Annotated in this window: 23 protein-coding genes and 4 tRNA genes; 14 read left to right on the top strand and 13 right to left on the bottom strand. The window is 72.3% G+C overall.

Features of this window, described 5'->3' with window-relative positions; translation table 11 throughout:
- Positions 1–7 precede the first annotated feature (7 nt).
- Positions 8–562, bottom strand: coding sequence for an NUDIX hydrolase family protein (locus tag AC1DXT_RS18535; protein WP_056092661.1), 555 nt, complete (start codon positions 560–562; stop codon positions 8–10).
- 146 nt (positions 563–708) lie between these two features.
- Here AC1DXT_RS18535 and trxA point away from each other — a divergent pair, with 146 nt between their 5' ends.
- The gene (gene trxA / locus AC1DXT_RS18530; RefSeq protein WP_055921401.1) at positions 709–1,080 is read left to right on the top strand and encodes a thioredoxin; all 372 of its coding nucleotides are present in this window, start codon (positions 709–711) and stop codon (positions 1,078–1,080) included.
- 55 nt (positions 1,081–1,135) lie between these two features.
- Here trxA and AC1DXT_RS18525 read toward each other — a convergent pair whose 3' ends face one another.
- The 4 genes from AC1DXT_RS18525 to bcp form a co-directional block, all read right to left on the bottom strand.
- A complete protein-coding gene (locus AC1DXT_RS18525) occupies positions 1,136–2,623 on the bottom strand; it encodes a non-reducing end alpha-L-arabinofuranosidase family hydrolase (RefSeq protein ID WP_477062763.1) in 1,488 nt (495 codons plus the stop codon).
- Positions 2,624–2,693: 70 nt separating this feature from the next.
- The gene (locus AC1DXT_RS18520) at positions 2,694–4,187 is read right to left on the bottom strand and encodes a glycoside hydrolase family 10 protein (RefSeq protein WP_477062762.1); all 1,494 of its coding nucleotides are present in this window, start codon (positions 4,185–4,187) and stop codon (positions 2,694–2,696) included.
- A 286-nt stretch (positions 4,188–4,473) separates the two neighbouring features.
- Positions 4,474–4,556 (bottom strand) — tRNA-Leu (locus tag AC1DXT_RS18515).
- A gap of 22 nt (positions 4,557–4,578) precedes the next feature.
- On the bottom strand, positions 4,579–5,046 hold the full coding sequence (bcp, locus tag AC1DXT_RS18510) for a thioredoxin-dependent thiol peroxidase (protein ID WP_477062761.1): 468 nt from the start codon (positions 5,044–5,046) through the stop codon (positions 4,579–4,581).
- Positions 5,047–5,133: 87 nt separating this feature from the next.
- On the opposite strand from bcp, the gene AC1DXT_RS18505 reads away from it, so the two are divergent.
- From AC1DXT_RS18505 to AC1DXT_RS18495, 3 genes are all read left to right on the top strand, one after another.
- Entirely contained in the window at positions 5,134–5,430 is a 297-nt protein-coding gene (locus AC1DXT_RS18505; RefSeq protein ID WP_315094945.1) for a GroES family chaperonin, read from the top strand.
- A gap of 111 nt (positions 5,431–5,541) precedes the next feature.
- Positions 5,542–5,754 (top strand): hypothetical protein, encoded by a 213-nt coding sequence (locus AC1DXT_RS18500; RefSeq protein ID WP_477062760.1) that lies wholly within the window; start codon positions 5,542–5,544, stop codon positions 5,752–5,754.
- Between the two features lie 66 nt (positions 5,755–5,820).
- A tRNA-Lys gene (locus tag AC1DXT_RS18495) sits at positions 5,821–5,896 on the top strand.
- Between the two features lie 51 nt (positions 5,897–5,947).
- On the opposite strand, the gene AC1DXT_RS18490 is transcribed toward AC1DXT_RS18495, so the two are convergent.
- A complete protein-coding gene (locus AC1DXT_RS18490) occupies positions 5,948–6,433 on the bottom strand; it encodes a mycothiol transferase (RefSeq protein ID WP_477062759.1) in 486 nt (161 codons plus the stop codon).
- 126 nt (positions 6,434–6,559) lie between these two features.
- Here AC1DXT_RS18490 and AC1DXT_RS18485 point away from each other — a divergent pair, with 126 nt between their 5' ends.
- Positions 6,560–8,050: a dihydrolipoyl dehydrogenase family protein gene (locus AC1DXT_RS18485; RefSeq protein WP_477062758.1), complete on the top strand. Its 1,491-nt coding sequence runs from the start codon at positions 6,560–6,562 to the stop codon at positions 8,048–8,050.
- A gap of 52 nt (positions 8,051–8,102) precedes the next feature.
- On the opposite strand, the gene AC1DXT_RS18480 is transcribed toward AC1DXT_RS18485, so the two are convergent.
- From AC1DXT_RS18480 to AC1DXT_RS18470, 3 genes are all read right to left on the bottom strand, one after another.
- Positions 8,103–9,107, bottom strand: a complete 1,005-nt coding sequence (locus AC1DXT_RS18480) for a glycine betaine ABC transporter substrate-binding protein (RefSeq protein ID WP_477062757.1) — start codon at positions 9,105–9,107, stop codon at positions 8,103–8,105.
- A 71-nt stretch (positions 9,108–9,178) separates the two neighbouring features.
- Positions 9,179–9,955 carry an ABC transporter permease gene (locus AC1DXT_RS18475; RefSeq protein ID WP_477062756.1) on the bottom strand — a complete coding sequence of 259 codons (777 nt, stop codon included), beginning with the start codon at positions 9,953–9,955 and terminating at the stop codon, positions 9,179–9,181.
- 1 nt (position 9,956) lies between these two features.
- Positions 9,957–10,631, bottom strand: a complete 675-nt coding sequence (locus AC1DXT_RS18470; protein ID WP_477062755.1) for an ABC transporter permease — start codon at positions 10,629–10,631, stop codon at positions 9,957–9,959.
- Between the two features lie 77 nt (positions 10,632–10,708).
- Between AC1DXT_RS18470 and AC1DXT_RS18465 the strand changes: the two genes are divergently transcribed.
- The 3 genes from AC1DXT_RS18465 to AC1DXT_RS18455 all read left to right on the top strand — a co-directional run bounded on the left by AC1DXT_RS18465 (position 10,709) and on the right by AC1DXT_RS18455 (position 12,847).
- Positions 10,709–11,755 carry an ABC transporter ATP-binding protein gene (locus tag AC1DXT_RS18465; protein WP_477062754.1) on the top strand — a complete coding sequence of 349 codons (1,047 nt, stop codon included), beginning with the start codon at positions 10,709–10,711 and terminating at the stop codon, positions 11,753–11,755.
- Positions 11,752–12,669 carry an ATP-grasp domain-containing protein gene (locus AC1DXT_RS18460; protein ID WP_477062753.1) on the top strand — a complete coding sequence of 306 codons (918 nt, stop codon included), beginning with the start codon at positions 11,752–11,754 and terminating at the stop codon, positions 12,667–12,669. Before AC1DXT_RS18465 ends, AC1DXT_RS18460 begins: the two co-directional genes overlap by 4 nt.
- A 102-nt stretch (positions 12,670–12,771) precedes the next feature.
- Positions 12,772–12,847, top strand: a tRNA-His gene (locus AC1DXT_RS18455).
- 52 nt (positions 12,848–12,899) lie between these two features.
- On the opposite strand, the gene orn is transcribed toward AC1DXT_RS18455, so the two are convergent.
- Positions 12,900–13,571 (bottom strand): oligoribonuclease, encoded by a 672-nt coding sequence (gene orn / locus AC1DXT_RS18450; RefSeq protein WP_477062752.1) that lies wholly within the window; start codon positions 13,569–13,571, stop codon positions 12,900–12,902.
- A 71-nt stretch (positions 13,572–13,642) separates the two neighbouring features.
- On the opposite strand from orn, the gene AC1DXT_RS18445 reads away from it, so the two are divergent.
- Complete coding sequence (locus AC1DXT_RS18445) at positions 13,643–14,356, top strand: phosphatase PAP2 family protein (RefSeq protein WP_477062751.1); 714 nt, start codon at positions 13,643–13,645, stop codon at positions 14,354–14,356.
- A gap of 4 nt (positions 14,357–14,360) precedes the next feature.
- Here the strand turns inward: AC1DXT_RS18445 and AC1DXT_RS18440 are convergent, their stop codons facing one another.
- Together AC1DXT_RS18440 and AC1DXT_RS18435 are read right to left on the bottom strand one after the other, a co-directional pair.
- On the bottom strand, positions 14,361–14,609 hold the full coding sequence (locus AC1DXT_RS18440; protein ID WP_477062750.1) for a hypothetical protein: 249 nt from the start codon (positions 14,607–14,609) through the stop codon (positions 14,361–14,363).
- A 127-nt stretch (positions 14,610–14,736) separates the two neighbouring features.
- Positions 14,737–14,928 carry a hypothetical protein gene (locus AC1DXT_RS18435; RefSeq protein WP_477062749.1) on the bottom strand — a complete coding sequence of 64 codons (192 nt, stop codon included), beginning with the start codon at positions 14,926–14,928 and terminating at the stop codon, positions 14,737–14,739.
- Between the two features lie 143 nt (positions 14,929–15,071).
- On the opposite strand from AC1DXT_RS18435, the gene AC1DXT_RS18430 reads away from it, so the two are divergent.
- Positions 15,072–16,460, top strand: coding sequence for an APC family permease (locus AC1DXT_RS18430; protein WP_477062776.1), 1,389 nt, complete (start codon positions 15,072–15,074; stop codon positions 16,458–16,460).
- Here the strand turns inward: AC1DXT_RS18430 and AC1DXT_RS18425 are convergent.
- A tRNA-Arg gene (locus AC1DXT_RS18425) sits at positions 16,422–16,494 on the bottom strand. The two genes, AC1DXT_RS18430 and AC1DXT_RS18425, sit on opposite strands and share 39 nt — an antisense overlap.
- Positions 16,495–16,613: 119 nt before the next feature.
- Here AC1DXT_RS18425 and AC1DXT_RS18420 point away from each other — a divergent pair.
- The 4 genes from AC1DXT_RS18420 (at position 16,614) to ettA (ending at position 22,345) form a co-directional block, all read left to right on the top strand.
- Positions 16,614–18,380, top strand: a complete 1,767-nt coding sequence (locus tag AC1DXT_RS18420) for a GTPase (RefSeq protein ID WP_477062748.1) — start codon at positions 16,614–16,616, stop codon at positions 18,378–18,380.
- Entirely contained in the window at positions 18,377–19,861 is a 1,485-nt protein-coding gene (locus tag AC1DXT_RS18415) for a GTPase (protein WP_477062747.1), read from the top strand. Before AC1DXT_RS18420 ends, AC1DXT_RS18415 begins: the two co-directional genes overlap by 4 nt.
- A gap of 132 nt (positions 19,862–19,993) precedes the next feature.
- Positions 19,994–20,503 (top strand): single-stranded DNA-binding protein, encoded by a 510-nt coding sequence (locus AC1DXT_RS18410; protein WP_477062746.1) that lies wholly within the window; start codon positions 19,994–19,996, stop codon positions 20,501–20,503.
- 159 nt (positions 20,504–20,662) lie between these two features.
- Positions 20,663–22,345 carry an energy-dependent translational throttle protein EttA gene (gene ettA / locus AC1DXT_RS18405; RefSeq protein WP_477062745.1) on the top strand — a complete coding sequence of 561 codons (1,683 nt, stop codon included), beginning with the start codon at positions 20,663–20,665 and terminating at the stop codon, positions 22,343–22,345.
- The last annotated feature ends 34 nt before the right edge of the window (positions 22,346–22,379 follow it).

Raw genomic sequence — 22,379 nt, 5'->3', positions numbered from 1 at the left:
CCCTCGGTCACGGCAGCCGGCCGACGTATCCCATCGCCTGGCGGAGGAGGAGGCCCTGCCCGCCGTTCATCTCGAACTGGATCTGCTGCGCGCACGCCTCCTCGGGCGTCATCCACGCGAGGTCGATGGCGTCCTGCTGCGGCCGGCAGTCGCCGAGCACCGGCACCACGTACGCGAGCGACACCGCGTGCTGGCGGGGGTCGTGGTACGGCGTCACACCGGGCGTCGGGAAGTACTCCGCGACCGTGAACGGCTGGGGCGACGCGGGGATCTGCGGGAGCGCCACGGGGCCGAGGTCCTTCTCGATGTGCCGCAGCAGCGCGTCGCGCACCCGCTCGTGGTACATCACGCGACCGCTGATCAGCGCCCGGGACATGACTCCCTCCTGCGTGACGCGCAGCAGCAGGCCCACCTGCACGACGTCGCCCGAGTCGTCCACGCGCACGGGGATCGCGTCGATGTAGAGGATCGGCAGCTGCGTGCGGGCGCGACCGATCTCCTCGGGGCTGAGCCAGCCGGCCGGACGTTCGGGGCCGCGGGGGTACTCGGCGGAAGCGGTCACTGACCATGTCTACCTCGCCGGGAGCGCCCGCGACGGGCACGCCGCGCGGATCCACGCCTCCCGAGGTGTGCGTCCCGCCACCCTCGGGAATAGTCGTGGGTGGTTGCGTGCTCTATCTGGCGGTAACCGAGGACTGGAGGAACGTCATGGCGACGACTGAGCTGACCGGTAGCACGATCGGCCAGACCATCAAGGACAACGAGATCGTCCTTGTCGACTTCTGGGCAGAGTGGTGCGGGCCGTGCAAGCGGTTCGGGCCCGTCTTCGAGGACTCCTCGGAGAACCACCCTGACGTCGTGCACGCGAAGGTCGACACCGAGGCCGAGCAGGAGCTGGCCGCCGAGCTGCAGATCTTCTCGATCCCGACCCTGATGGCCTTCCGCGACGGGATCCTGGTGTTCAACCAGGCCGGAGCGCTGCCCGCTCCCGCGCTGGAGCAGGTGGTCGAGGCCGTGAAGGCGCTGGACATGGACGAGGTGCGCGAGAAGATCGCTGCCGCCGCCACCACCGACGCCTGACCTGACATCAGAAGGGCCGGTCCCCAGGCGGGGGCCGGCCCTTCTGCGTGCGTGGTTACCGCTGGAGGGTCAGCAGGCCCGGGCGGTACGGCAGCAGGCCGTAGTCCCCGCCGGAGCTGGGAGAACGACCCTGGTAGAGCAGCTGCAGGTTGCAGGGGTCGATCGTCATCGTCTGGTCGGCGCTCGTGCGGATGAGCTCACCGTGGCTGATGTCGTTGGTCCACGACGCACCGCTGTTGGCCTTGCCCGCGAACGGGTTGCTCTCGCTGGCCGCCTGCGGTGTCCACGAGCCGGAGAGGCTCGTGGCGGTGAACGAGCGGAAGTACCGACCGTTGGAGCCGATCGCCTCGACGATCATCAGGTACTGGTTCCGGTCCTTGACCTTGTACACCTGAGGGGCCTCGAACAGGTTGTTCGTGGAGTCGCTCATGATGGTCGTGTAGCTCGAGCCGAAGTTGCCCGGGAAGTTCCCGATGGGCATGCTCGCGCGGTAGATCTTCCCGTTGTCGCCGGCGAAGAACAGGTACATGTTCGTGCCGTCGCCGATGACGGTCTGGTCGATGGGACCGGTGCCGGAGCCGGAGATGCTGCCCGTGAACAGGGCCTGGGCCGACGACCACCCGTTCGGGTTGGTCGGGTCGCTGGACGTCCGGTAGGAGAACGCCGTCCCGCCCCACTGGTAGGTGAGCACCCAGATGTTCTTCGGCGCGAAGTAGAAGAGCGACGGGGCCACGGTGGCGGACGACATGGCGTTCTGCGATGCGGAGCCCAGCTCGGAGAAGTTGTTCACCAGGCCGAAGTTCATCGAGCCCCACGACGAGCCGTTGTCGTGCGTCGTGGCGTAGACGAGCTGCTTGCCGTTGTACGGGGCCGTGGTGAAGTCCTTCAGCGAGGCCCAGCCGGACCTTGGGGTGGCGAGCGAGCCCGTGGAGCTCCACCTGTAGCTCGACGGCAGGGCGCAACCACCCGTCGGCGGGGGCGTGGTGGGGTTGGTGCCGCCGAGGCGGACGAGCTGCCACTGCTGGTTGGTGCCGTTCCAGTCCGCGTACTGGACGATGTTGCCGCCGTCTGCGGTGGAGGCGCCCTGGACCTCGACGGCCTTGCCGCTGTTGCGGCTGATGAGCTGGATGTAGCCGTCGATGTCCTGGATGGAGAACTGCTGGTTGGTGGAGTTGGCGTCGGTCCACTGGATGATGGCGGCGCCGTCGGCGGTGGACCGGCCGGTGACGTCGAGGACCTTGCCGGACAGGCGGGACTTGAGCCGGTAGTAGCCGCTGCCGGAGTCGACGAACTGCCACTGCTGCTGGGCGCCGTCGTTGCGGGACCACTGGGTGATCCGGGCGCCGTCGGCGGTGGACAGGTTGTAGACGTCCAGTGCCTTGCCGCTGTTGCGGTTGACCAGCACGTACGACGCGTTGGTGTCGATCGACGCGGCGCTCGCTGCCGACGCGGCGACCACGGCGACCGCGCCGGTGATCGCGACCGTCATCGCCATCAGGAACGCCTGGAGGCGCCGCCTCGGTGGATGTTGAGTCCTGCTCATCTGTCCCACTCCTTCGGGGGTCGTGWGGGTGGGGCGCCGGTCGGCGCCCCACCCCTGCTACGGGTGTCGGTCAGCCGACGCGGACGAGCTGCCACTGCTGGTTGGCACCGTTCCAGCTGCTGTACTGGACGATGTTGGCGCCGTCGGCCGTCGAGGCACCCTGCACCTCGAGGGCCTTGCCGCTGAGCCGGCTGAGCAAGGTGGCGTACCCGTTCGTGATCGTGGCGCGCCACTGCTGGTTGGCCCCGCTGTTGTCGGTCCACTGCACGATCGCGCCACCGTCAGCCGTGGACCTGCCGGAGACGTCCAGGTTCTTGCCGGAGAGCCTCGACCTGATCTCGTAGTACCCGTCGCCGGAGCTGGTGAACTGCCACTGCTGCTGGTTGCCGTCGTTGCGGGTCCACTGGGTGATCCGGGCGCCGTCGGCGGTGGACAGGTTGTAGACGTCGAGCGCCTTCCCGCTGTTCCGGTTGACCAGCACGTACCAGGCAGAGGTGTCGATCGAGGTCGAGCCGCCACCGCCGCCACCACCGCCGCCGCCGCCCGCGTTGAGGGCGTTCAGGACGGACGTGTAGGCGGCCTTCTTGTTGCCGGAGGAGTCGAAGAGCAGAGGGTTGGCCCCCGTGCGCCACGAGTCGGAGTCGCGCACGCCCCACACCGTGATGCCCGTGCAGCGCGACACCGCGAGGCAGGCGTTGGTCACGGCGGCGTACATGCTCGCCTGGTTGCTGCCCTGCTGGATGTCGAGCTCGGTGAGCTGGACGTCCACGCCGAGGTCGGCGAAGCGCTGCAGGTTCGCCTGGAAGTCGCCGGGCAGGCTCGTGCCGAGGTGTGCCTGGAAGCCCACGCAGTCGATCGGGACGCCGCGCGACTTGAAGTCCCGGACCATGGTGTAGACGCCCGTGGACTTCGCGTTGATGCCGTCGGTGTTGTAGTCGTTGTAGCAGAGCTTCGCGTTCGGGTCCGCGTTGCGGGCGGCGCGGAACGCGGCCTCGATCCAGTCGTTGCCGGTGCGCTGCAGGTTGGAGTCGCGACGGCTGCCGCGCCCGTCGTCGGCGAACGCCTCGTTGACCACGTCCCAGGCGTAGATCTTGCCCTTGTAGTGGGTGGCCACCTGCGTCACGTGGTTGAGCAGGGCGCTGCGCAGCGCGCTGCCGGACATGTTCTGCATCCACCCCGGCTGCTGACCGTGCCACGCCAGCGTGTGGCCGCGGACGCGCTTGCCGTTGTTCAGGGCCCAGTTCAGGATGCGGTCGCCGTTGGTGTAGCTGAACTGGTTCTGGCTCGGCTCGGTCGCGTCCATCTTCATCTCGTTCTCGGCCGTGATCATGTCGAACTCACGGTTGGCGATCGTCGAGTAGGTCGAGTCGCCGAGCCTCCCGGCGGCGATCGCGGTGCCGTAGTACCGACCCTTCTCGGCCGCCGACGCGCCGAGCGTCGAGGCCGCCTGCGCCGGGTTCGCCAGCGCGACGAGCATGGTCAGGAGCAGTCCGGTGGTGGCGACGAGCGCGGCTGCTCGTCGACCCCGTCCGTGGTGGTGCGGCTGTTCGGGCGTCGTGGGCATGATGACTCGCTCTCTGTCGGGACCAGCACGCCGGCATGTCGGCTCGCGTCCGCTGACGTGTCGTCGTCGACACGGAGGAGGCGGTGGTGTGAGCGCTCACATCTGCGTGGCAGCCAAGCTCGGAGTTGAGGTGGTTCGCCGGAAAAGTAGCGGGATCTACACCGGTGTACAACGAGTTCGGGGCACGCGGAACGTTTAACCCGAGACATACAGAAGCTCCCGGCAGGATCACGTCCTGCCGGGAGCTGTCCGGACTGCGAGGCATGGTCAGCCCGCGATCACCGTGTGCGGGAGACGGGATTTGAACCCGCACGCCCTTTCGAGCACCAGGACCTAAACCTGGCGTGGCTGCCGTTTCACCACTCCCGCGCAGCGGAAGTTTCCCACAGGGTCACGCGACCTTGAGGTCCCGGCGCAGCTTGGCGACGTGCCCGGTGGCCTTCACGTTGTACTGCGCGAGCTCGACACGGCCCTCGGCATCGACGACGACGGTCGAGCGGATCACGCCTGTCACGGTCTTGCCGTAGTTCATCTTCTCGCCCCAGGCGCCCCACGCCTCGAGCACGGCGTGCTCCGGGTCGGACCCCAGCGGGAACGTCAGGTGCTCCTGCGCGACGAACGCAGCCAGCTTCTCGACGGTGTCCGGGGAGACTCCGACGACCGCGAAGCCGGCGCCCTGCAGCGAGGCGAGCGAGTCGCGGAAGTCGCAGGCCTGCGTCGTGCACCCGGGGGTCATCGCGGCGGGGTAGAAGTACACGATCACCCGACGACCGCGCAGGTCGGACAGGGTGACGGTGCCACCGTCGGCGGTCGGGAGCGTGAAGTCGGGGGCGAGGTCGCCGACGGCGAGACGGGGCACGTGAACTCCTGAACTGCGAGGTGGTGGGGTGCGGTCAGCCTACGTCGCACGGGTACCGTCGGACGCGTGAGCGACCTCCCGATCCGCATGCTGAACGACCGCCTCCTCGTCTCTCTGGACGGCGAGGCGGGGGAGCGTCGCTCGTCCGCGGGCATCGTCATCCCCGCCACGGCCGTCGTCGGCAAGAGGCTCTCGTGGGGTGCGGTGGTGGCCGCCGGCCAGCACGTGCGGCAGGTGGAGGTGGGCGACCGCGTGCTGTTCGACCCCGAGGACCGCGCCGAGGTCGAGCTCGGCGGAGCGACGTACGTGCTGCTGCGGGAGAAGGACGTGCACGCGGTGGCCGAGCCGCGCGGCGCGGGCGAGGGAACCGGCCTGTATCTCTGAGCGTTCATCCTGTCGATGCCCGTGCGCCCGCGTGCCGGCTCTGTCTTGCACCGCCCGCGTTCTGGTGGTGCCATGAACACCGGGACACCGTCCCTGAGGAGGTCGGCCCCCATGACCACGCACGAGACCACACCCGTACCCGTCGACGACGGAGCGGACGTCCAGCCGGTGCGCGACCTGCTCGCCGAGCACGTTCCCCTGGCACTGATCGTCGACCTGGTGGCCCCCGAGGCCACCTCGGCCGAGATCCTCGAGTCCGAGGGGCTGCCCGAGGACTCCTGGTGGGAGAACGACGCGGCGACGTCCGACGGCACCGGCGCGTGACGGTGGTCACGACGCCCGATCAGGATTGGCAGATCGGGTGGTCGGCCTGCTAGCGTTCTCAACCGCGCGCCATTAGCTCAATTGGCAGAGCAGCTGACTCTTAATCAGCGGGTTCGGGGTTCGAGTCCCTGATGGCGCACCAGAGAGAGGCCCCTGATCAGCGGAAACGCCGGTCGGGGGCCTTTCCCTTTGCCTACTCGCCGACCGACCCGTCGATCGCCTGCCGGATCAGGTCGGCGTGCCCGTTGTGGCGGGCGTACTCCTGGACCACCTTGGCCACGTACCACCGCACGGTCCGGCTCCTCGCCGGGTCACCGAGGTCCGCATGCGCCGCCAGCAGGACGTCGGCCTCGCCACGGACCTCGTGCCAGCGCGCCACCGAGTCGCCTGCCATGGTGGCGTCGATGCCGACGATGTCACCGTCGGGCTCCTCGTCGGTGCAGTACAGGAGGCCCGTGTCGACGCCGCTCAGTGCGTGGACCAGGTAGTGGTCCTCCATCTCCGTGAGGTGCCGCACGAGGCCGAGGAGGGTGAGGTCGGACGGCGGCGTCGACGCGATCACCAGCTGCTCGTCGGAGAGGTCGGCGCACTTGGCCGCGAGCGCGTCCCGGTGGAAGGCGAGCCACCCGAGCAGGACGCCGCGTTCGTCGGTGGCCTCGGGTTCCGGTGCACGGTGCATGTGCGCATCGTCCCGCCCGGGCAGTCCGCCGGCCACCCCATGCTGCGTGGCCCCGTCGAGCGCGCCACGATAGGCCGAGGTCCCCCGGCGGTCGGTGCCGGGGGACGCTGACGGACGGAGCCGGTGATGGCGGAGCAGACGCAGGAGTTCGACGTCGTGGTGATCGGCGGCGGCGCGGTGGGCGAGAACGTGGCAGACCGCGCGGGACGGACCGGGCTCAGCGTCGCGCTCGTCGAGCACGCCCTGGTGGGGGGCGAGTGCTCGTACTGGGCCTGCATGCCGTCCAAGGCGCTCCTGCGACCCGGCGCGGCGCTCGCGGCCGCCCGTGGGGTCCCGGGCGCCGCCGGCGCGGTCACCGGCGACGTCGACGTCGCCGCGGCGTTCGCACGGCGGGACGAGATCACCCATCACTGGGACGACGGCTCCCAGGTCGACTGGGTGCAGAGCACGGGGATCAGCCTCCTGCGGGGACACGCGCGGTTCACCGGGCCGCGAGCGCTCACGGTCGAGAGCGACGACGGGCCCGTGCAGGTGACCGCGCGGCACGCGGTCGTCGTGGCGACCGGGTCCGCGCCGGTGCTCCCGCAGGTCGAGGGCCTCGCGGAGCTGCCGCCCTGGACCAGCCGGGAGGCGACGTCCGCGCAGCAGGTGCCGGCGCGGTTGGCCGTGCTCGGCGGCGGCGTGGTGGGCGTCGAGATGGCCACCGCGTTCGCCGACTTCGGCAGCGCGGTGACGCTCGTCGTGCGCGGGGACCGCCTGCTGGCCGGGGCCGAGCCGTTTGCCGGCGAGGCGGTCGCGGAGTCACTGGCTGCGCTCGGGGTGACCGTCCTGTTCGGCGCGGAGACCCGGTCCGCGAGCCGCGAGGCGGACGGCGTGCACCTCGACCTCGGCACCGGTCAGGACCTGGTGGTCGACGAGGTGCTCGTGGCGACCGGTCGACGCCCGCGCACCACCGAGCTGGGCCTCGAGACGCTCGGGCTCGAGCCGGGCAGGGCGGTCGAGGTCGACGACGCCCTGCAGGCCACCGGGATCGACGGCGGGTGGCTGTTCGCCGCCGGCGACGTGTCGGGCCGGACGGCGACCACCCACCAGGGCAAGTACGACGCCCGCGTGGTCGGCGACGTCATCGCCGCGCGGTTCGACCCGCGGTCCTCCGCCGCGGACTCGCCCGACGGTGCCACACCGGGCGACCGGGCGCTGGCAGCCACGGACGAGCGCGCGGCGGGTCCGTGGAGCCGCTACCGGGCGACCGCCGACCTCGGGGCGGTGCCGCAGGTCGTGTTCTCCCGGCCGGAGGTCGCGTGGGTGGGACTCACCGAGGCTGCGGCACGGAAGAAGGGCCTCGACGTGCGCGTGCTCGGCTACGACCTCGAGAACGTGGCGGGCGCCAGCGTGTTCGCCGCGGACTACGCGGGTCACGCGCAGCTCGTCGTCGACGACGCCCGGGGAGTGGTCGTGGGCGCGACGTTCGTCGGACCGGAGGTGGCCGAGCTGCTCCACGCGGCGACGATCGCCGTGGTGGGCGAGGTGCCCCTGGACCGGCTGTGGCACGCGGTGCCGTCGTACCCGACCGTGAGCGAGGTCTGGCTCCGGCTGCTGGAGACCGCGGGCCTCTGAGCACACAGGAGGGGGCGGACCCGKCCGGGTCCGCCCCCTCCTGTGCAGTCGATCAGCTGTCCGCGGCGAGAGACCCGTCGCTCGAGAGGACGAGACCGATGGCGGCCTCACCCTGACGCACGGCCTGGCCGATCAGGCCGAAGTCGTAGGACTTGAAGTCCGCGAACTCGATCCCGTACGTGTCCTCGAGGCCCAGCTGGCAGAACGGGCGCTCCGGGCACTCGGCCGGCCCGGCCAGCACCAGCCCGCCGCAGTTCTCGGCGAGGTCGGACAGCGTGGTCAGGTCGTGCTCGGTGGCGAACTCGCTGGTCACCGCGAACGCGTTCTGGTCCTGTGCCGCGGACGGGGCGCCCACGGTCAGGCCGGCGGCATCCGCGAGCGGGGTCAGCGCGGTCACGGTCTCGTCGACGTCGGCGGAGGCCACGGACTCGGCGTCGGCACCGTTCTGCTGCGCGTTGAGGAAGTCCGCGAGCGTCGCCGCGTACTCCGGGACGGCCGTGAGCGTGCCGTCGGTCAGCGCCGGCAGGTACGTCTCGCGGTTGCCGATGGTGCGCACCTCGACCGTGTAGCCCGCCGTGCGCAGGACCGCCGCGTAGATCTCCGCGAGAGTCGCGCTCTCGGAGAAGTTCGCCGCACCGATCACCAGCGACGCACCCGCACCGGAGGGCTCCGTCGCGGCGAGACCCTCGGTGTCCACGAACTCCTCCGCCACCTCGCTCGACGTGCGGCGGTCGATGTCGACGGCCTTGTTGAGCTCGATGAGCTTGTCCGTGTCGAGGGCGGCCGACACGGTGTCGAGCAGCTCGATCACCGACGCGTTCGCGGCTGCGGCGGCCTTGTTGACGGCCGGGATGATGTTGTCGGCGTTCTGGAGCCCCTTGTCGTCCTCCAGGACGACGAGCTTCTCGCCGGCGATCGGGTCGCACGTGGCGAGCCCGGACGAGCCGGAGGACGTCGGGTCGGCCTCGCCTCCGCCCGAGCCAGGGCTGCCACAGGCGCCGAGCGCCAGGGTGGCGACGGCGATCAGGGTCAGGGTGGTGGAGCGTCTCGCTCGCATCGTGCTCTCCTCGGGGAGTCAGCAGGGGGCGGGAAGGGTCCCGGTAACGGACAGACGTGCCGTCGACGAGGTCAGGACGTTTTGCCCGACCTATTCGATCCGCTGGTCGCGGGCTCGGCAAGCCCTGGGGATGTGACACGCGCCCGGCGGGTTCGCCGGGACGGCGTGTCGGACGTGTCCCGGGCCAGCGCTCGCAGACCCGGGGGAGTGAGCAGGTACTGCGCGATCGCGAGGAGTCCCTCGGCGAGCAGGCACAGCCCGGCGACGAGGATGCCGCCCGCGAGCACCTGCCCGTAGTCCTGCGTGCCGAAGCCCGTGACCACGATGGTGCCGAGGCTGCGTCCGCCGACCAGTGCCGCGAGCGGGACGGTCGCGAGCACCTGGACGGCCGCGGTGCGCACACCGGCGGCGATGAGCGGGACGGCGAGCGGGAGCTCGACCGCCCACAGGCTGCGCCGACCGGACATGCCGACGCCTCGGGCGGCGTCCCGGACGTCCGCGTCGACCTCCCCGAGCCCCGTCACCGTGTTGGTGAGCAGGGGCGGGACCGCGAACACGGCGCACGCGAGCACCGTCGCCGTGTTGCCGAACAGCCCGCTCGCCGCCAGCAGGGTGAGCAGGGCGAGCGTCGGCAGCGCGCGCGTGGTGTTGGCGACGACCACACCGACGGTCGCGCCTCGGCCGCGGTGCCCGAGCCAGAGGCCCACCGGCAGGGCGACCACGGCGGCGAGGAGCACCGCGAGCACGGACACGACGATGTGGTCGCGGGTGAGCGCGAGCACGCCGTTGCGGCCGACCCAGTTGAGGGGGTCGTTCAGCCAGAGGAAGGCTTCGGTCAGGGTGTCCACGTCACACCGGCCGCTCGACGCGCGCCCACGGGGTGATCCGGCGCCCGACGCCCGCGATCACCAGGTCGCACACCAGCGCGAGCAGGAGGCAGAGCACCGTGGCCGTCATGATCTCCGCGTGGTAGTTGCTGCGGAAGCCGCGGAACATCAGCTGGCCCAGCCCGCCGTAGCCCACGACGACGCCCACGGTGACGAGCGCGACGGTGGTGACCGTGGCGAGCCGCAGCCCGGCGACGATGCTCGGGATCGCCTGGGGCAGCTCGACCGCGAACAGCAGTCGCGACCGGCCGTATCCCATGCCCCGCGCCGCATCGCGCACCGCAGGGTCCACCCCCTGCAGCCCCACCAGCACGTTCCGGGTGAGCACGAGCAGGGCGTAGGAGACCAGCCCGATGAGCACGGTGGTGCGCCCGATGCCCGTGTACGGCGCCAGGATGGCGAACAGCGCGAGCGACGGCACCGTGTAGAGGACGCCCGCGACGCCGAGCACCGGGCCCGCCAGCCGGGGCCGCAGGTGCGCGAGAGCGCCCAGGGGGAGCGCGAGCACGAACGCGATGCCGACGGCCTGGAGCGTGAGCGTGGCGTGCTGCTCGAGGAAGCGCGCGATGTCCGCTCCGTTGCGCTCGACGTACTCCCACGAGAACCACGGGTTGGGTGGAGCCTCGGCCAGACGCATGCGGCGAACGTACCCGGGGCCTCTGACATGCGCAGTCTGACCTGCGGGTGTCGGACCGGGCGACTAGCGTCCTGGGGGTGGCAGACGACCCGGCGATCGCCTTCGAGCACGTGAGCAAGTCGTACGCGTCCGACCGCGGGCGGGGGGAGTCCGGCGCGGCGGTCGACGACCTGTCACTGGCCGTCCGGGCGCACGAGGTGCTCGTCCTGGTCGGCCCGTCGGGCTGCGGCAAGTCGACCACGCTGCGGATGGCCAACCGGCTGGTGGAGCCGACGTCCGGGCGCATCATGCTCGAGGGCGAGGACGTCACCACGGTCGACCCCGTCGGCCTGCGTCGGCGGATGGGCTACGTGATCCAGAACGTCGGGCTCTTCCCGCACCGCACGGTCGCGCAGAACGTGGCCACGGTGCCGGGCCTCGTCGGCTGGGACCGCAAGCGGACGGCGGCGCGGGTGGACGAGCTGCTCGACCTCGTGGGTCTGGCTCCGGACCGATACGCCCGGCGCTTCCCGCACGAGCTCTCCGGCGGCGAGCGGCAGCGCGTCGGGGTGGCCCGCGCCCTGGCCACCGATCCGCCGGTGCTCCTCATGGACGAGCCGTTCGGCGCGGTGGACCCGGTGGGCCGCCGCCGGCTGCAGAACGAGTTCGCCCGGATCCAGCGCACCCTGGGCATCACCGTGATGCTGGTCACCCACGACATCGACGAGGCCGTCCGGATGGCCGACCGCGTGGCGGTGCTGAGCACGGGCGCGCACATCGAGCAGCTGGCGTCGCCGCTCGACATCGTCGCCCGCCCCGCCACCCCGGCCGTCGCAGACCTCGTCGGACGGGGGCGCACCGCTCGTCTGCTGGCGCTGGGCCGCCTGGAGCGCGCTGACCTCGATCCTTCCGTGCCGGCCGGTGGGACGGGCCCCGCGCTGGCCGTCGGTGCGGAGCTGGGCGACGTGCTCGACGCGCTCGTCGGCGCCGACGGGCCCCTGGCCGTGCGGGACGAGCAGGGTCGGGTCGTGGGCAGCGCCACCGCGGCCACCGTCGTGCGCGCCCTGGACCGGCTCACGGAGCGGGCCGAGGAGACGGACGCCACAGCGGACGCCGACGCGGCCGTCGGTACGCTGCGCAGGTGACCACCCCCACCGCACGCCTCGCCCTCGCGACCTGCGCCGAGCTCCCGGAGCTCGACGCCGACGACCACGCCCTGCGCGACGCGCTGCTCGAACGTGGTGTCGCCACGGACGTCGTGGTCTGGGACGACCCGACCGTCGACTGGGGCACCTACCCCCACGTCGTCATCCGCTCGACGTGGGACTACACCGACCGCCCCGCGCAGTTCGCCGACTGGACCCGCAAGGTGGAGCGCACCAGCACGCTGCTCAACCCCGCATCGGTCGTCGGGTGGAACATCGACAAGACGTACCTGCGCGACCTGGAGAAGGCCGGGCTGCCGATCGTCCCCACGATCTGGCTGGACCCCGAGCGCAACCTCGACTCCCGCGCCATCCACACGCGGTTCCCGGCGTTCGGCGACTTCGTCATCAAGCCGACGGTCAGCGCCGGCTCGCGGGACACCGGCCGCTACGACGCGGGTGTCACGCAGCAGCGGTCGCTCGCCATCACGCACGCCAAGAACCTGCTGAGCGTGGGCCGTCGCGTGATGATCCAGCGCTACCTGCGCAAGGTCGACACGGTCGGTGAGACGGCGCTGGTCTTCATCGAGGGCCAGTTCAGCCACTCGGTCCGCAAGGGAGCGCTGCTCGCGGGCCCGTTCCGCGAGGAGCAGGTGCTGTACCGCGACGAGACCCTGACCGCGCGCGATGCCAGCGACGCCGAGCGCGAGCTCGCGGAGCGCGTCGTGGCCGCGCTGCCGGAGATCGCCCCGGGTGCGGACGGTCCGCTGCTCTACGCCCGCGTGGACCTCATCCCGGACGACGAGGGCAACCCCGTCGTGCTCGAGGTCGAGCTCACCGAGCCGTCCCTGTTCTTCGCGCTCTCGGAGGGTTCCGCCGGGCGGTTCGCCGAGGCGATCGCCGCGCGGCTCTGACGTCGGCGGGCAGTGGCCGAGACCACTGTCCGCCGGTTCCAGAAGTGCTCCCAGCCTCGGGTACACTTCTCGACGCCCCGGCGTACGCGTCGGGGGATCGTGGTGGCTATAGCTCAGGTGGTAGAGCACCTGGTTGTGGTCCAGGGGGTCGCGGGTTCAAGTCCCGTTAGCCACCCCATCGCGTCGGGCGTCGACCATCTGGTCGGCGCCCGTCGTCGTTCCCGGGGGACTCAGCCCTCGGACAGCAGGGCGCCCTTGACCGAGGTGGCCACGATCTCGGCGGCGATCTTCTTGGCGGCCGCGGAGTCCGGACCGGGCTGGGCCGGGAGCAGGGCAGCGCGGTAGTACCGCAGCTCGTCGATGCTCTCGAGGATGTCCGCGAGCGCCCGGTGGCCCCCGTTCTTGCGCGGCGAGGCGAAGTACACGCGCGGGTACCAGCGGCGGGCGAGCTCCTTGAGGGAGGACACGTCGATCACGCGGTAGTGCAGGTGCCCGACGAGCTCGGTCATGTCGCGGTCGAGGAACGCCTTGTCGGTGCCCACGGAGTTGCCGGCCAGCGGCGCCTTGCCCGGGTCCGGCACCCACGTCCGCACGTACTCGAGCACCTTCGCCTGCGCGTCCTCGATCGTGGTGCCGCCCGCGAGCCCGTCGAGCAGGCCCGAGGTGGTGTGCATGGTGCGGACGAAGTCGTTCATCTGCTCGAGCGCCTCGGGCGGCGGCGCGATGATCACGTCGACGCCCTCGCCGAGCACGCGCAGCTCCGAGTCCGTGACGACGGCGGCGACCTCGACCAGCGCGTCGGCCCCGAGATCGAGGCCGGTCATCTCGCAGTCGATCCAGACGATGCGGTCGCCGCTCTCCTGTCCGGGCGTGGCGGGCGGGGGCGTCGGCGTGCTGGTCACGCAGGTCAGCCTAGGGGGCGTCCGGGCGTCGCGCGTTCGTGCACCGGGCGTGCCGCGGTTAGCGTCGACCAATGACCGACGACGTCGCACGCACGCCGCCCCGCCTCCCGACGCTCGCCGCGCTGTGGTCGCGGCCCGTGCTCTGGGCGTGGCTGCCGGGCATCGTGCTCGTCGCGGGCGGGCTCGCGGTGTTCTTCGGCGTGCTCGACACGGTCCGCGAGAAGGACGACCTGTCGAGCCTCGACCAACCCGTGCTCGAGTACCTGGTGGCGCACCGCACCCCGGGGTGGACGGGGGTGCTGGCGGCGATCACGTTCGTCTCGGGTCCCACGGTGCTCCCGATCCTCGTCGCGGTGGCCTGCGGCGTCTGGGCCCTCGTGCGGCGGGCGTGGTGGCGTCCGGCACTGCTGGCGGGGGCGATGGTCGCGTCGACGCTGATCAGCCTCTCCGTCAAGGGCCTGGTGGGGCGTGAGAGGCCGCCCGAGGACACGATGTTCGTCCCGGGTGCGGAGACGACGGCGTCGTTCCCGTCCGGGCACACGATCGGCACCGCGACACTCCTGCTGGTGGCCACCTACCTCGTCTGCAGCCGGCGACCGACGGCCCCGCGGCTCGTCGGCTGGGGGCTGACGGCGCTCGTCGGGACGGCGCTCGTGGCGCTCAGCCGGCTCTACCTCGGCTACCACTTCCTCACCGACGTGGTCGCGGCGGTGGCGCTCGCGATCGCGGTGGTGGGCATGGTGACCATCGTCGACCGCCTGCACACGGGTCCGCCGACCGACTGAGGTGCTACTCGGCGCCGTCGTGGCCGGGAACGGTCGAGGCCAGCCACGCGGCGACGGGGACGATCACGGCGACGGCCCCGGCGATCCAGAGGCTGGCGGTCCACGAGGTGCCCGCCCACCGCAGCACGCCGAGCGTGCCGACGCCTGCGGCCGCCCCGAGCCCGATGCGCTCGAGCCAGAGGACGACGAACCGGGCGAGGCGCCGCCGGCGGGGCAGCTCCTGCACGGGGTCCGGGGTGGCGTGCCGGCCCATCAGCGACGCCCGGGGTGCCGTGGGTGCAGGCAGTCGGACGGCAGCATGGCGACATGGTGGCACGCATGGCGGCGGGCGCGGACCGGAACCCCTGGTGGGGATCGGCCCGCGCCCGCCGCGGAGTGGGTCAGTGCGCGCTGACGGCGTCGACGAGGGTCGTCGAGCGGGTCGTGGCGCGCCGCGGATCCGGAGGTCGACCGATGTTCTCGGCCGGCTGTCTGACGTGCCGCGCGGCGGCGCGGACGCGTGCCTGGTGGGACTGAGCGAGGCGCTGGGAGTGGTCCTGGCGCGCGAGCTCGAGGGAGATGGTCGGGTTCACGGTGTGCTCCTCGGGCATGACGGTGTCCGGGCGGAATGCCCGGGCTATCGGTGGTGTAGGAGTACTGGACCACGTGTCAGATACCGCCGTCACCGGATTATTCGGCCCCTTTCGTCCGACTTCCGGTGGCGGGATCTCGACGGATGACGCCCGTCTGCCGGGTGGATCGTGTCGGTGGGCCAGGGGAGGCTGCAGGGGTGCCCACTCCCGCGCTCGCAGCCCCGTCGGTCGTCGCGGGACAGCCGCAGATCGGGCTGGCTCTCGGGAGCGCCCTGTACATCGCGTCGGTGCTCGGCACCGGGATCCTGCTGCTGCCCAGCCTCGCCGCGCGTGCGGCCGGACCGGCCTCGCTGGTGGCGGTCGCCGCGGTGCTCGTCGCGAGCGTGCCGCTGGCCATGACGTTCGCCGCGCTGGCCACCCGGCACCCCGACTCCGGCGGCGTGGCGACGTATGTGCGGCTCGCGCTGGGCGCCACGGCGGCGCGGATGACCGGGTACTGGTTCTTCTTCGGTGTCTGCGCCGGGGCGCCCGTGGTGGCGCTCCTCGGCGCGCAGTACGTGGTGGCGATGCTCGGCGCCACCCAGGCGCAGGTGTACCTCGTCGGCGTGGCGTTCCTGGTCCCGCCGCTGGTCACCAACGCGGTCGGTCTGCGCCTCGCCGGACCTGTCCAGCTCGCGCTGACCGGCGCGCTCGTGGTGCTCGTCGTCGGGGTCGTCGTCGTGTCCMTGCCGGCCTCCGACCCCTCGACCCTCGTGCCGTTCGCCCCGCACGGCTGGGCCGGCGTGGGGGCCGCCGTGAGCCTGTTCGTCTGGGCGTTCGCCGGGTGGGAGGCGGTCACGCACCTGGCGGGGGAGTTCCGGGACCCGCGGCGGACCATCCCGCGGGCGACCGCGATCGCGCTGGTGGTGGTCGGCGTCGCGTACCTGGCCCTCCAGTACGTGACCGTCACGGTGCTCGGCGACGCGGCGTCGTCGTCGCAGGTGCCGCTGATGGACCTCGTCGACGTGGGGCTCGCAGGTGCGGGCCGGGTCGCGGTGGCCGTCGTCGCGGCGATCGTCACGCTCGGGGTGCTCGGGACCTATCTCGGGGCCTTCGCCAAGCTGGGCGCGTCGCTCGGCCGGGACGGTGACCTGCCTCGGTGGGTGGCACGCGGTGCGCAGCCGGGCGGGGTGCCGCGGCGGGCGCTGCTCGTGGTCGCAGGCCTGGTCGCCGTGTACTTCGTCATCACCGTGGCGACCGGCGGGGACCTCGAGCCGTTCGTGCTCGTGCACACCAGCTGCATGGTCGCCATCTACGCCACGGGCACCGCCGCCGCCGTCCGGTTGCTCGACCGCGGGTCTCCCGGGTGGTGGGCGGCAGTCTGCGCGTGCGTGCTCGCCGCGGGGCTGGCCGCGCTCGCGGGGTGGCACCTGCTGGTCCCGCTGGGGCTCGCCGTGGTCGCGGTGGCGGTCGGTGCGGCCCGGGCGAGGGGCGGCTGGACCGCGGTGGATGGGCGCCCCCGGCAGGACTCGAACCTGCAACCGACGGATTAGAAGGCCGTTGCTCTATCCGTTGAGCTACGGGGGCCGGACGTGCGCCCACAGCCTATCCGCGCAGCATCGGATCCTTCGTTCCGGGACGAACCGCTCGCAACCGACCCGCGTGGCGCGTTTTGCCAGGTCAGATCGCACCGCGACAATGGGCGCGTGAGCGCACAGCCCGGCACCGCGCCAGTGCAGCCTGTGCCGACCGCGCAGCCGCTGGCTCCGCACGCACGTCACGCCGCCTCCGACCCCCGCGACGTCCTCGCGCGGCCGCTCGCGGCGACCTCCCTGCTGGACGCCGTGCGGGACCTGCGCCGCGACGTGGAGCGCACCGGCTTCCCGCTCGAGATCGACGGCATCGTGTCCGCGCGAGCCTCCCGGGCCCGACTGGTGGACCAGCTCGGCGAGCACCTGGTGCCCCGTCTCACGGAGCTCTCGGCGCCCGCCGTGGTGGTGGTCTCCGGATCGACCGGCGCAGGCAAGTCGACGCTGGTGAACTCCCTGGTGGGGACCGAGGTCAGCACCGCGGGGGTGCTGCGGCCGACGACCCGGCGGCCGGTGCTCGTGCACAACCCGCTCGACGCGGAGCTGCTCTCGCACCACCCTGTCCTGGAGTCCGTGAGCGTCGTGGCGGACGAGAACGTCCCGCGGGGGATCGCCCTGCTGGACGCCCCGGACCTCGACTCGGTGCTGGAGTCCAACCGCGAGTCGGCGCACCGCCTGCTCGAGGCGGCCGACCTCTGGCTCTTCGTCACCACCGCCGCGCGCTACGGCGACGCGCTGCCCTGGCGGGTGCTGCAGGGGGCCGTCGACCGGGGGGCCTCCATCGCCATGGTGCTCAACCGCGTCCCGCCGGACTCCCTGCCCACCGTGCGCGGGGACCTGCTCGACCGCCTGCGCGGGCACGGGCTGCAAGGTTCGCCTCTGTTCGTCGTTCCCGACCTCGGCCCGCACGAGGGCCTGCTGCCCGCCACGGTCGTCGCCCCGATCCGTCGCTGGCTGGCGATGCTTGCCGGGCCCGACCGTGCGCGCACCGTCATCGGCCGGACGCTGCGCGGCTCGCTCGCCGCGCTGCGGCCGTGGGTCGACGAGCTGGCGGAGGCCGTGCAGGCTCAGGCGGACGCGGCGAGCGCGATCGCGGCGGTCCTCGACGAGGCGGTCGTGGGGCCGACGGCGCAGGTGTCGGCATCGATCCGGGGCGGTGCGGTCGCGGACGGTGCGGTGCGGGCGCGGTGGGCGGAGCTCGCGTCGGACGCCGGCCCTCTCGGGCGGGTCGTGCGCCCGTCGGGTCGCATCCGCGGGTCGGCGCGGGAGGGCCGCGCACGGGTCACCGCCATCGGGCCGTTGATCGAGGACCTGACGCGGTCCGCGGCAGCCACGCTGACCTCCGCGGGTGCGCAGACCGAGGAGGTCCTGCGGTCCGCGCTCACCGGACCCGACGGGCCCGAGGGCGGCGTGTCCGTGGATGCCGCGTGGACGTCGGCCGCGCTGCGGACCGGCCGGCGGAGCGCCGCCGAGCAGGCAGCGCGCGGCTGGATCGCCCAGGGACCACGCGTGGTGCGGGCTGCGCTGACGCACGGGCCTGCGGAGTCGACACCCGAGGGCACCTCTCGGGGACGTCGCGACGTCGCGCGCGAGGTCCGTCGTCGTCGCAAGGCGGAGAGCGCGCTCGGTGACGAAGGGCTGGCCGCCGTGGCGCTCGCCGCGGCCTCCGGCGTCGTCGAGGCCCGGGACCTGCTGGTCGACCTCATCGACACCGCGGGGGAGCGAGCCGTCACCGAGCTGCGCGACGACCTGGTCGCCCGGGTGGCGGGGCAGGTGGCGGTCGAACGCGCAGCCGTGGGTGAGGTCCTGGCCGACCCGGACCTCGCCGAGGACGCCGCATCGCGGTTGCGGCTGCGGCTCGCCGTGCTGAAGGGGCTGACGTGAGCGCGGCCACCGTCGGCCAGCGGAACGACGACACCGCCGCTCTGACGGCCCGGGTCGACGCGCTGGACCGTGCCCTGGCGGTCGGCGGCGCGCGCCTGGCCCCGGCCGTGGTGACCCGGGTGGCCTCGACGGTGGACAGCGTGCGGGAACGGCTCGAGCTCGGCGTGGACCACACGGTCGTCGCGCTGGTCGGAGGGACCGGGTCGGGCAAGTCGAGCCTGTTCAACGCGATCTGCGGGCTGGACTTCGCCGACGTCGGGGTGCGCCGGCCGACGACCTCGGAGATCACGGCGTGCGTGTGGGGCGACGAGGGCGGTCCCCTGCTGGACTGGCTCGGCGTCGTGCCGGACCGCCGGATCGAGCGCGAGAGCCTGCTGGACGGCGAGAGCGAGGCACCGCTGCGCGGCCTGGTCCTGCTCGACCTGCCCGACCACGACTCGATCGCGCCCGAGCACCGCGAGGTCGTCGACCGGCTGCTGCCGCAGGCCGACCTGCTGGCCTGGGTGGTCGACCCCCAGAAGTACGCGGACGACGCCCTGCACAGCGGCTACCTGCGCCGGCTGGTCGGGCACGAGTCGTCGATGGTGGTGGTGCTCAACCAGGTGGACACGGTGCCGCCCGACGTCCGGCCCGAGCTGGTCGCGGACGTCGAGCACCTCCTCGTCGACGACGGGCTCACGGGGGTGCCGGTCCGCGAGGCCTCGGCGCGCACCGGCGAGGGCGTGAACGTCCTGCGGGAGCTCCTGGCCACGGTCGTCGGGTCTCGGTCTCTGGCTGCCCGCCGGGCGAGTGCCGAGCTCAACGACGCGGCTGCGCTGCTGGCGGCGGAGGTCGCCGCGCGCGAGCCCGCTCCGGCCGCGCTCTCGGTCACCGACGTCGTGGACCGGTTGTCCGCCGCGATCGGCCTGCCGGCCGTGGCGTCGGGCGTGGGAGCGGCCGTGCGCGGTCGGACGTCGGCGACCCCGGGGTTCGGCGCGGTGCAGGAGGACGCCGTCGGGCTCGCCCGGGCGTCATGGCTCGAGGCGGTCACGCCCGGGCTGCCCCGGCGTTGGGGGCAGGACGTCTCCTCGCGCGTGGCGTCGACCACCGAGATGCGGCTCGCCGTGACGGACGCGCTCACGCAGCTGCCCCTCTCGTCACGGCGGTCCGCGCTGGCGTTGAGCCTGACGGTCGCCGCCGTGCTGCTCGGTGGGGCGGCTGTGCTCGTCGGGTCGATCGCGGTCGGGTCGCTCATCGGGGCCGGCGAACCGAGTGCCTGGGCCGCCGTGGTGGCGGTCGTCCTCGTCGTCGCCTGCGTCGTGGCAGCCGTCGGGGCCGGTGCCGCACGCCGGTCGGCAGCGCGGAGACGGTCTGCCCGGGTGCTGCAGGACGGGCGGGCGGCCCTGGAGAACGTGGCTCGCGCGCGGCTCGCCGTCCCGACCGAGGCTGTGCTGGCCGAGCACCGGACCGTACGCGAGCTGATCGCCGCCGCCACGGGCTGACCCGCCCACAGCCCACGGTGCTGACGCCCTCTCCACGGGTCGTCTGCCGCTGCCCACAGGCGGCGTGCCCGCAGCCGACCCTGGTCGCACGAGCCCCGCACCCGCCGGGGCGCACGGCACCGGAGGAACCCCATGAGCTCGCAGTCCTTGGACCTGACCGTCGTCGGGTGGATCGGCACCGAGGTGCGGATCCACCACGAGTCGGACGGCGGCGTCCCGTTCACCACGTTCCGGCTGGGCAGCACGCGCCGCTGGTTCGACAAGCAGGCCGGCGTCTGGAAGGACGCGCAGACCGAGTGGTTCAACGTGAAGGTGTGGCGCACCACCGCGCTGAACGCGGCGCGGTCGCTGCGCAAGGGCGACCCCGTCATCGTGCAGGGGCAGCTGTCGACCGAGGAGTGGGTGGGCGCCGACGGCCCGCGGACGTCGCTCGTGCTGGACGCGAGCGCGCTCGGACCGAACCTGGCGTTCGGCAGCAGCCACTTCGCGCGGACGGTCAGCCCCGCGGTCGCGTCCGACGACACGTCCGACGAGGCACCCGCGGACGTCTCCGGGCTGGAGGAGCTCCCGGAGGACGAGGGCGCAGGTCAGGCACCCGCGCAGGACGAGGAGCAGGGGCTCGCACTGGCCGGCGCCAGGTGATCGCCTAGGCTGGGGCACCGGCACCCGACGACGTGGCTGGTCGGACCGCGCGCACACCGTGCCGCGCGGTCGACCCGCCGCCGGGATGCTGGTCAGCAGTGCCCCGAGCCACGCGAGCGCCGGGGCGACCCCACGAGCACCGAGGCGGACGAAGAGCCAGTGGCTGAGTTCATCTACTCCATGTACAAGACGCGCAAGGCGCACGGCGACAAGGTCATCCTCGACGACGTCACCCTCAACTTCCTGCCGGGCGCCAAGATCGGCGTCGTCGGACCCAACGGCGCCGGGAAGTCGACGATCCTCAAGATCATGGCCGGCCTCGACCAGCCGTCGAACGGCGAGGCGCGCCTGAGCCCGGGCTACACGGTCGGCATCCTGCAGCAGGAGCCGCCGCTGAACGAGTCCAAGACGGTGCTCGGCAACGTCGAGGAGGGCGTCGCCGAGATCAAGGGCAAGCTCGACCGGTACAACGAGATCTCGGAGCTGATGTCCCAGCCGGACGCGGACTTCGACGCGCTGCTGGCCGAGATGGGCCACCTGCAGGAGGCGATCGACGCCGCCGACGCCTGGGACCTGGATGCCCAGCTGGACCAGGCGATGGACGCCCTGCGCTGCCCGCCGCCGGACGCCGACGTCACCGTCCTGTCCGGTGGTGAGCGCCGCCGGGTCGCCCTGTGCAAGCTGCTCCTGGAGAAGCCGGACCTCCTGCTCCTCGACGAGCCCACCAACCACCTGGACGCGGAGAGCGTGCTCTGGCTGGAGGCCCACCTCAAGGACTACCCCGGCGCCATCCTGGCCGTCACCCACGACCGGTACTTCCTGGACCACGTCGCGGAGTGGATCTGTGAGGTCGACCGCGGCCGGCTGTACCCGTACGAGGGCAACTACTCCACCTACCTGGAGAAGAAGGGCGAGCGCCTGGCCATCCAGGGCAAGAAGGACCTCAAGCTGGCCAAGCGCCTCAAGGACGAGCTGGAGTGGGTGCGGTCCAACGCCAAGGGCCGGCAGACCAAGTCCAAGTCGCGCCTGGCGCGCTACGAGGAGATGGCCGCCGAGGCGGACCGCACCAGGAAGCTCGACTTCGAGGAGATCCAGATCCCGCCGGGTCCGCGACTCGGCTCGATCGTGCTGGAGGCCAAGAGCCTGGGCAAGGGCTTCGACGGGCGCGTGCTCATCGACGACCTGAGCTTCACGCTGCCCCGCAACGGCATCGTCGGCGTCATCGGTCCCAACGGCGTCGGCAAGACCACGCTGTTCAAGACGATCGTCGGGCTCGAGCCGCTGGACAAGGGCGAGCTCAAGGTCGGCGAGACGGTGTCGATCTCCTACGTCGACCAGTCGCGCGGCGGGATCGACCCCAAGAAGACCCTGTTCGAGGTGGTCTCGGACGGGCTCGACTTCCTCAAGGTCGGCAACGTCGAGATGCCGTCGCGCGCCTACGTGGCCGCGTTCGGCTTCAAGGGTCCCGACCAGCAGAAGCCCGCCGGCGTGCTGTCCGGCGGCGAGCGCAACCGCCTCAACCTCGCGCTCACGCTCAAGCAGGGCGGCAACCTGCTCCTGCTCGACGAGCCCACCAACGACCTGGACGTCGAGACGCTCGGCTCGCTGGAGAACGCGCTGCTCGAGTTCCCCGGTTGCGCAGTCGTGGTCTCGCACGACCGGTGGTTCCTCGACCGGGTGGCGACGCACATCCTGGCCTACGAGGGGACCGAGGACGAGCCGGGCAACTGGTACTGGTTCGAGGGCAACTTCGCGTCCTACGAGGAGAACAAGGTGGAGCGGCTGGGCGCCGACGCCGCCCGCCCGCACCGCGTGACGTACCGCAAGCTGCGCCGCGACTGACGTCCGACGAGGCCGCCCGTCCACGAGGACGGGC

It is taken from the genome of Cellulomonas sp. P1_G12_2 (genome assembly GCF_056405535.1).
Note: the sequence above shows the minus strand (reverse complement) of the source record. Positions and strands in the feature narration are given on the sequence as shown.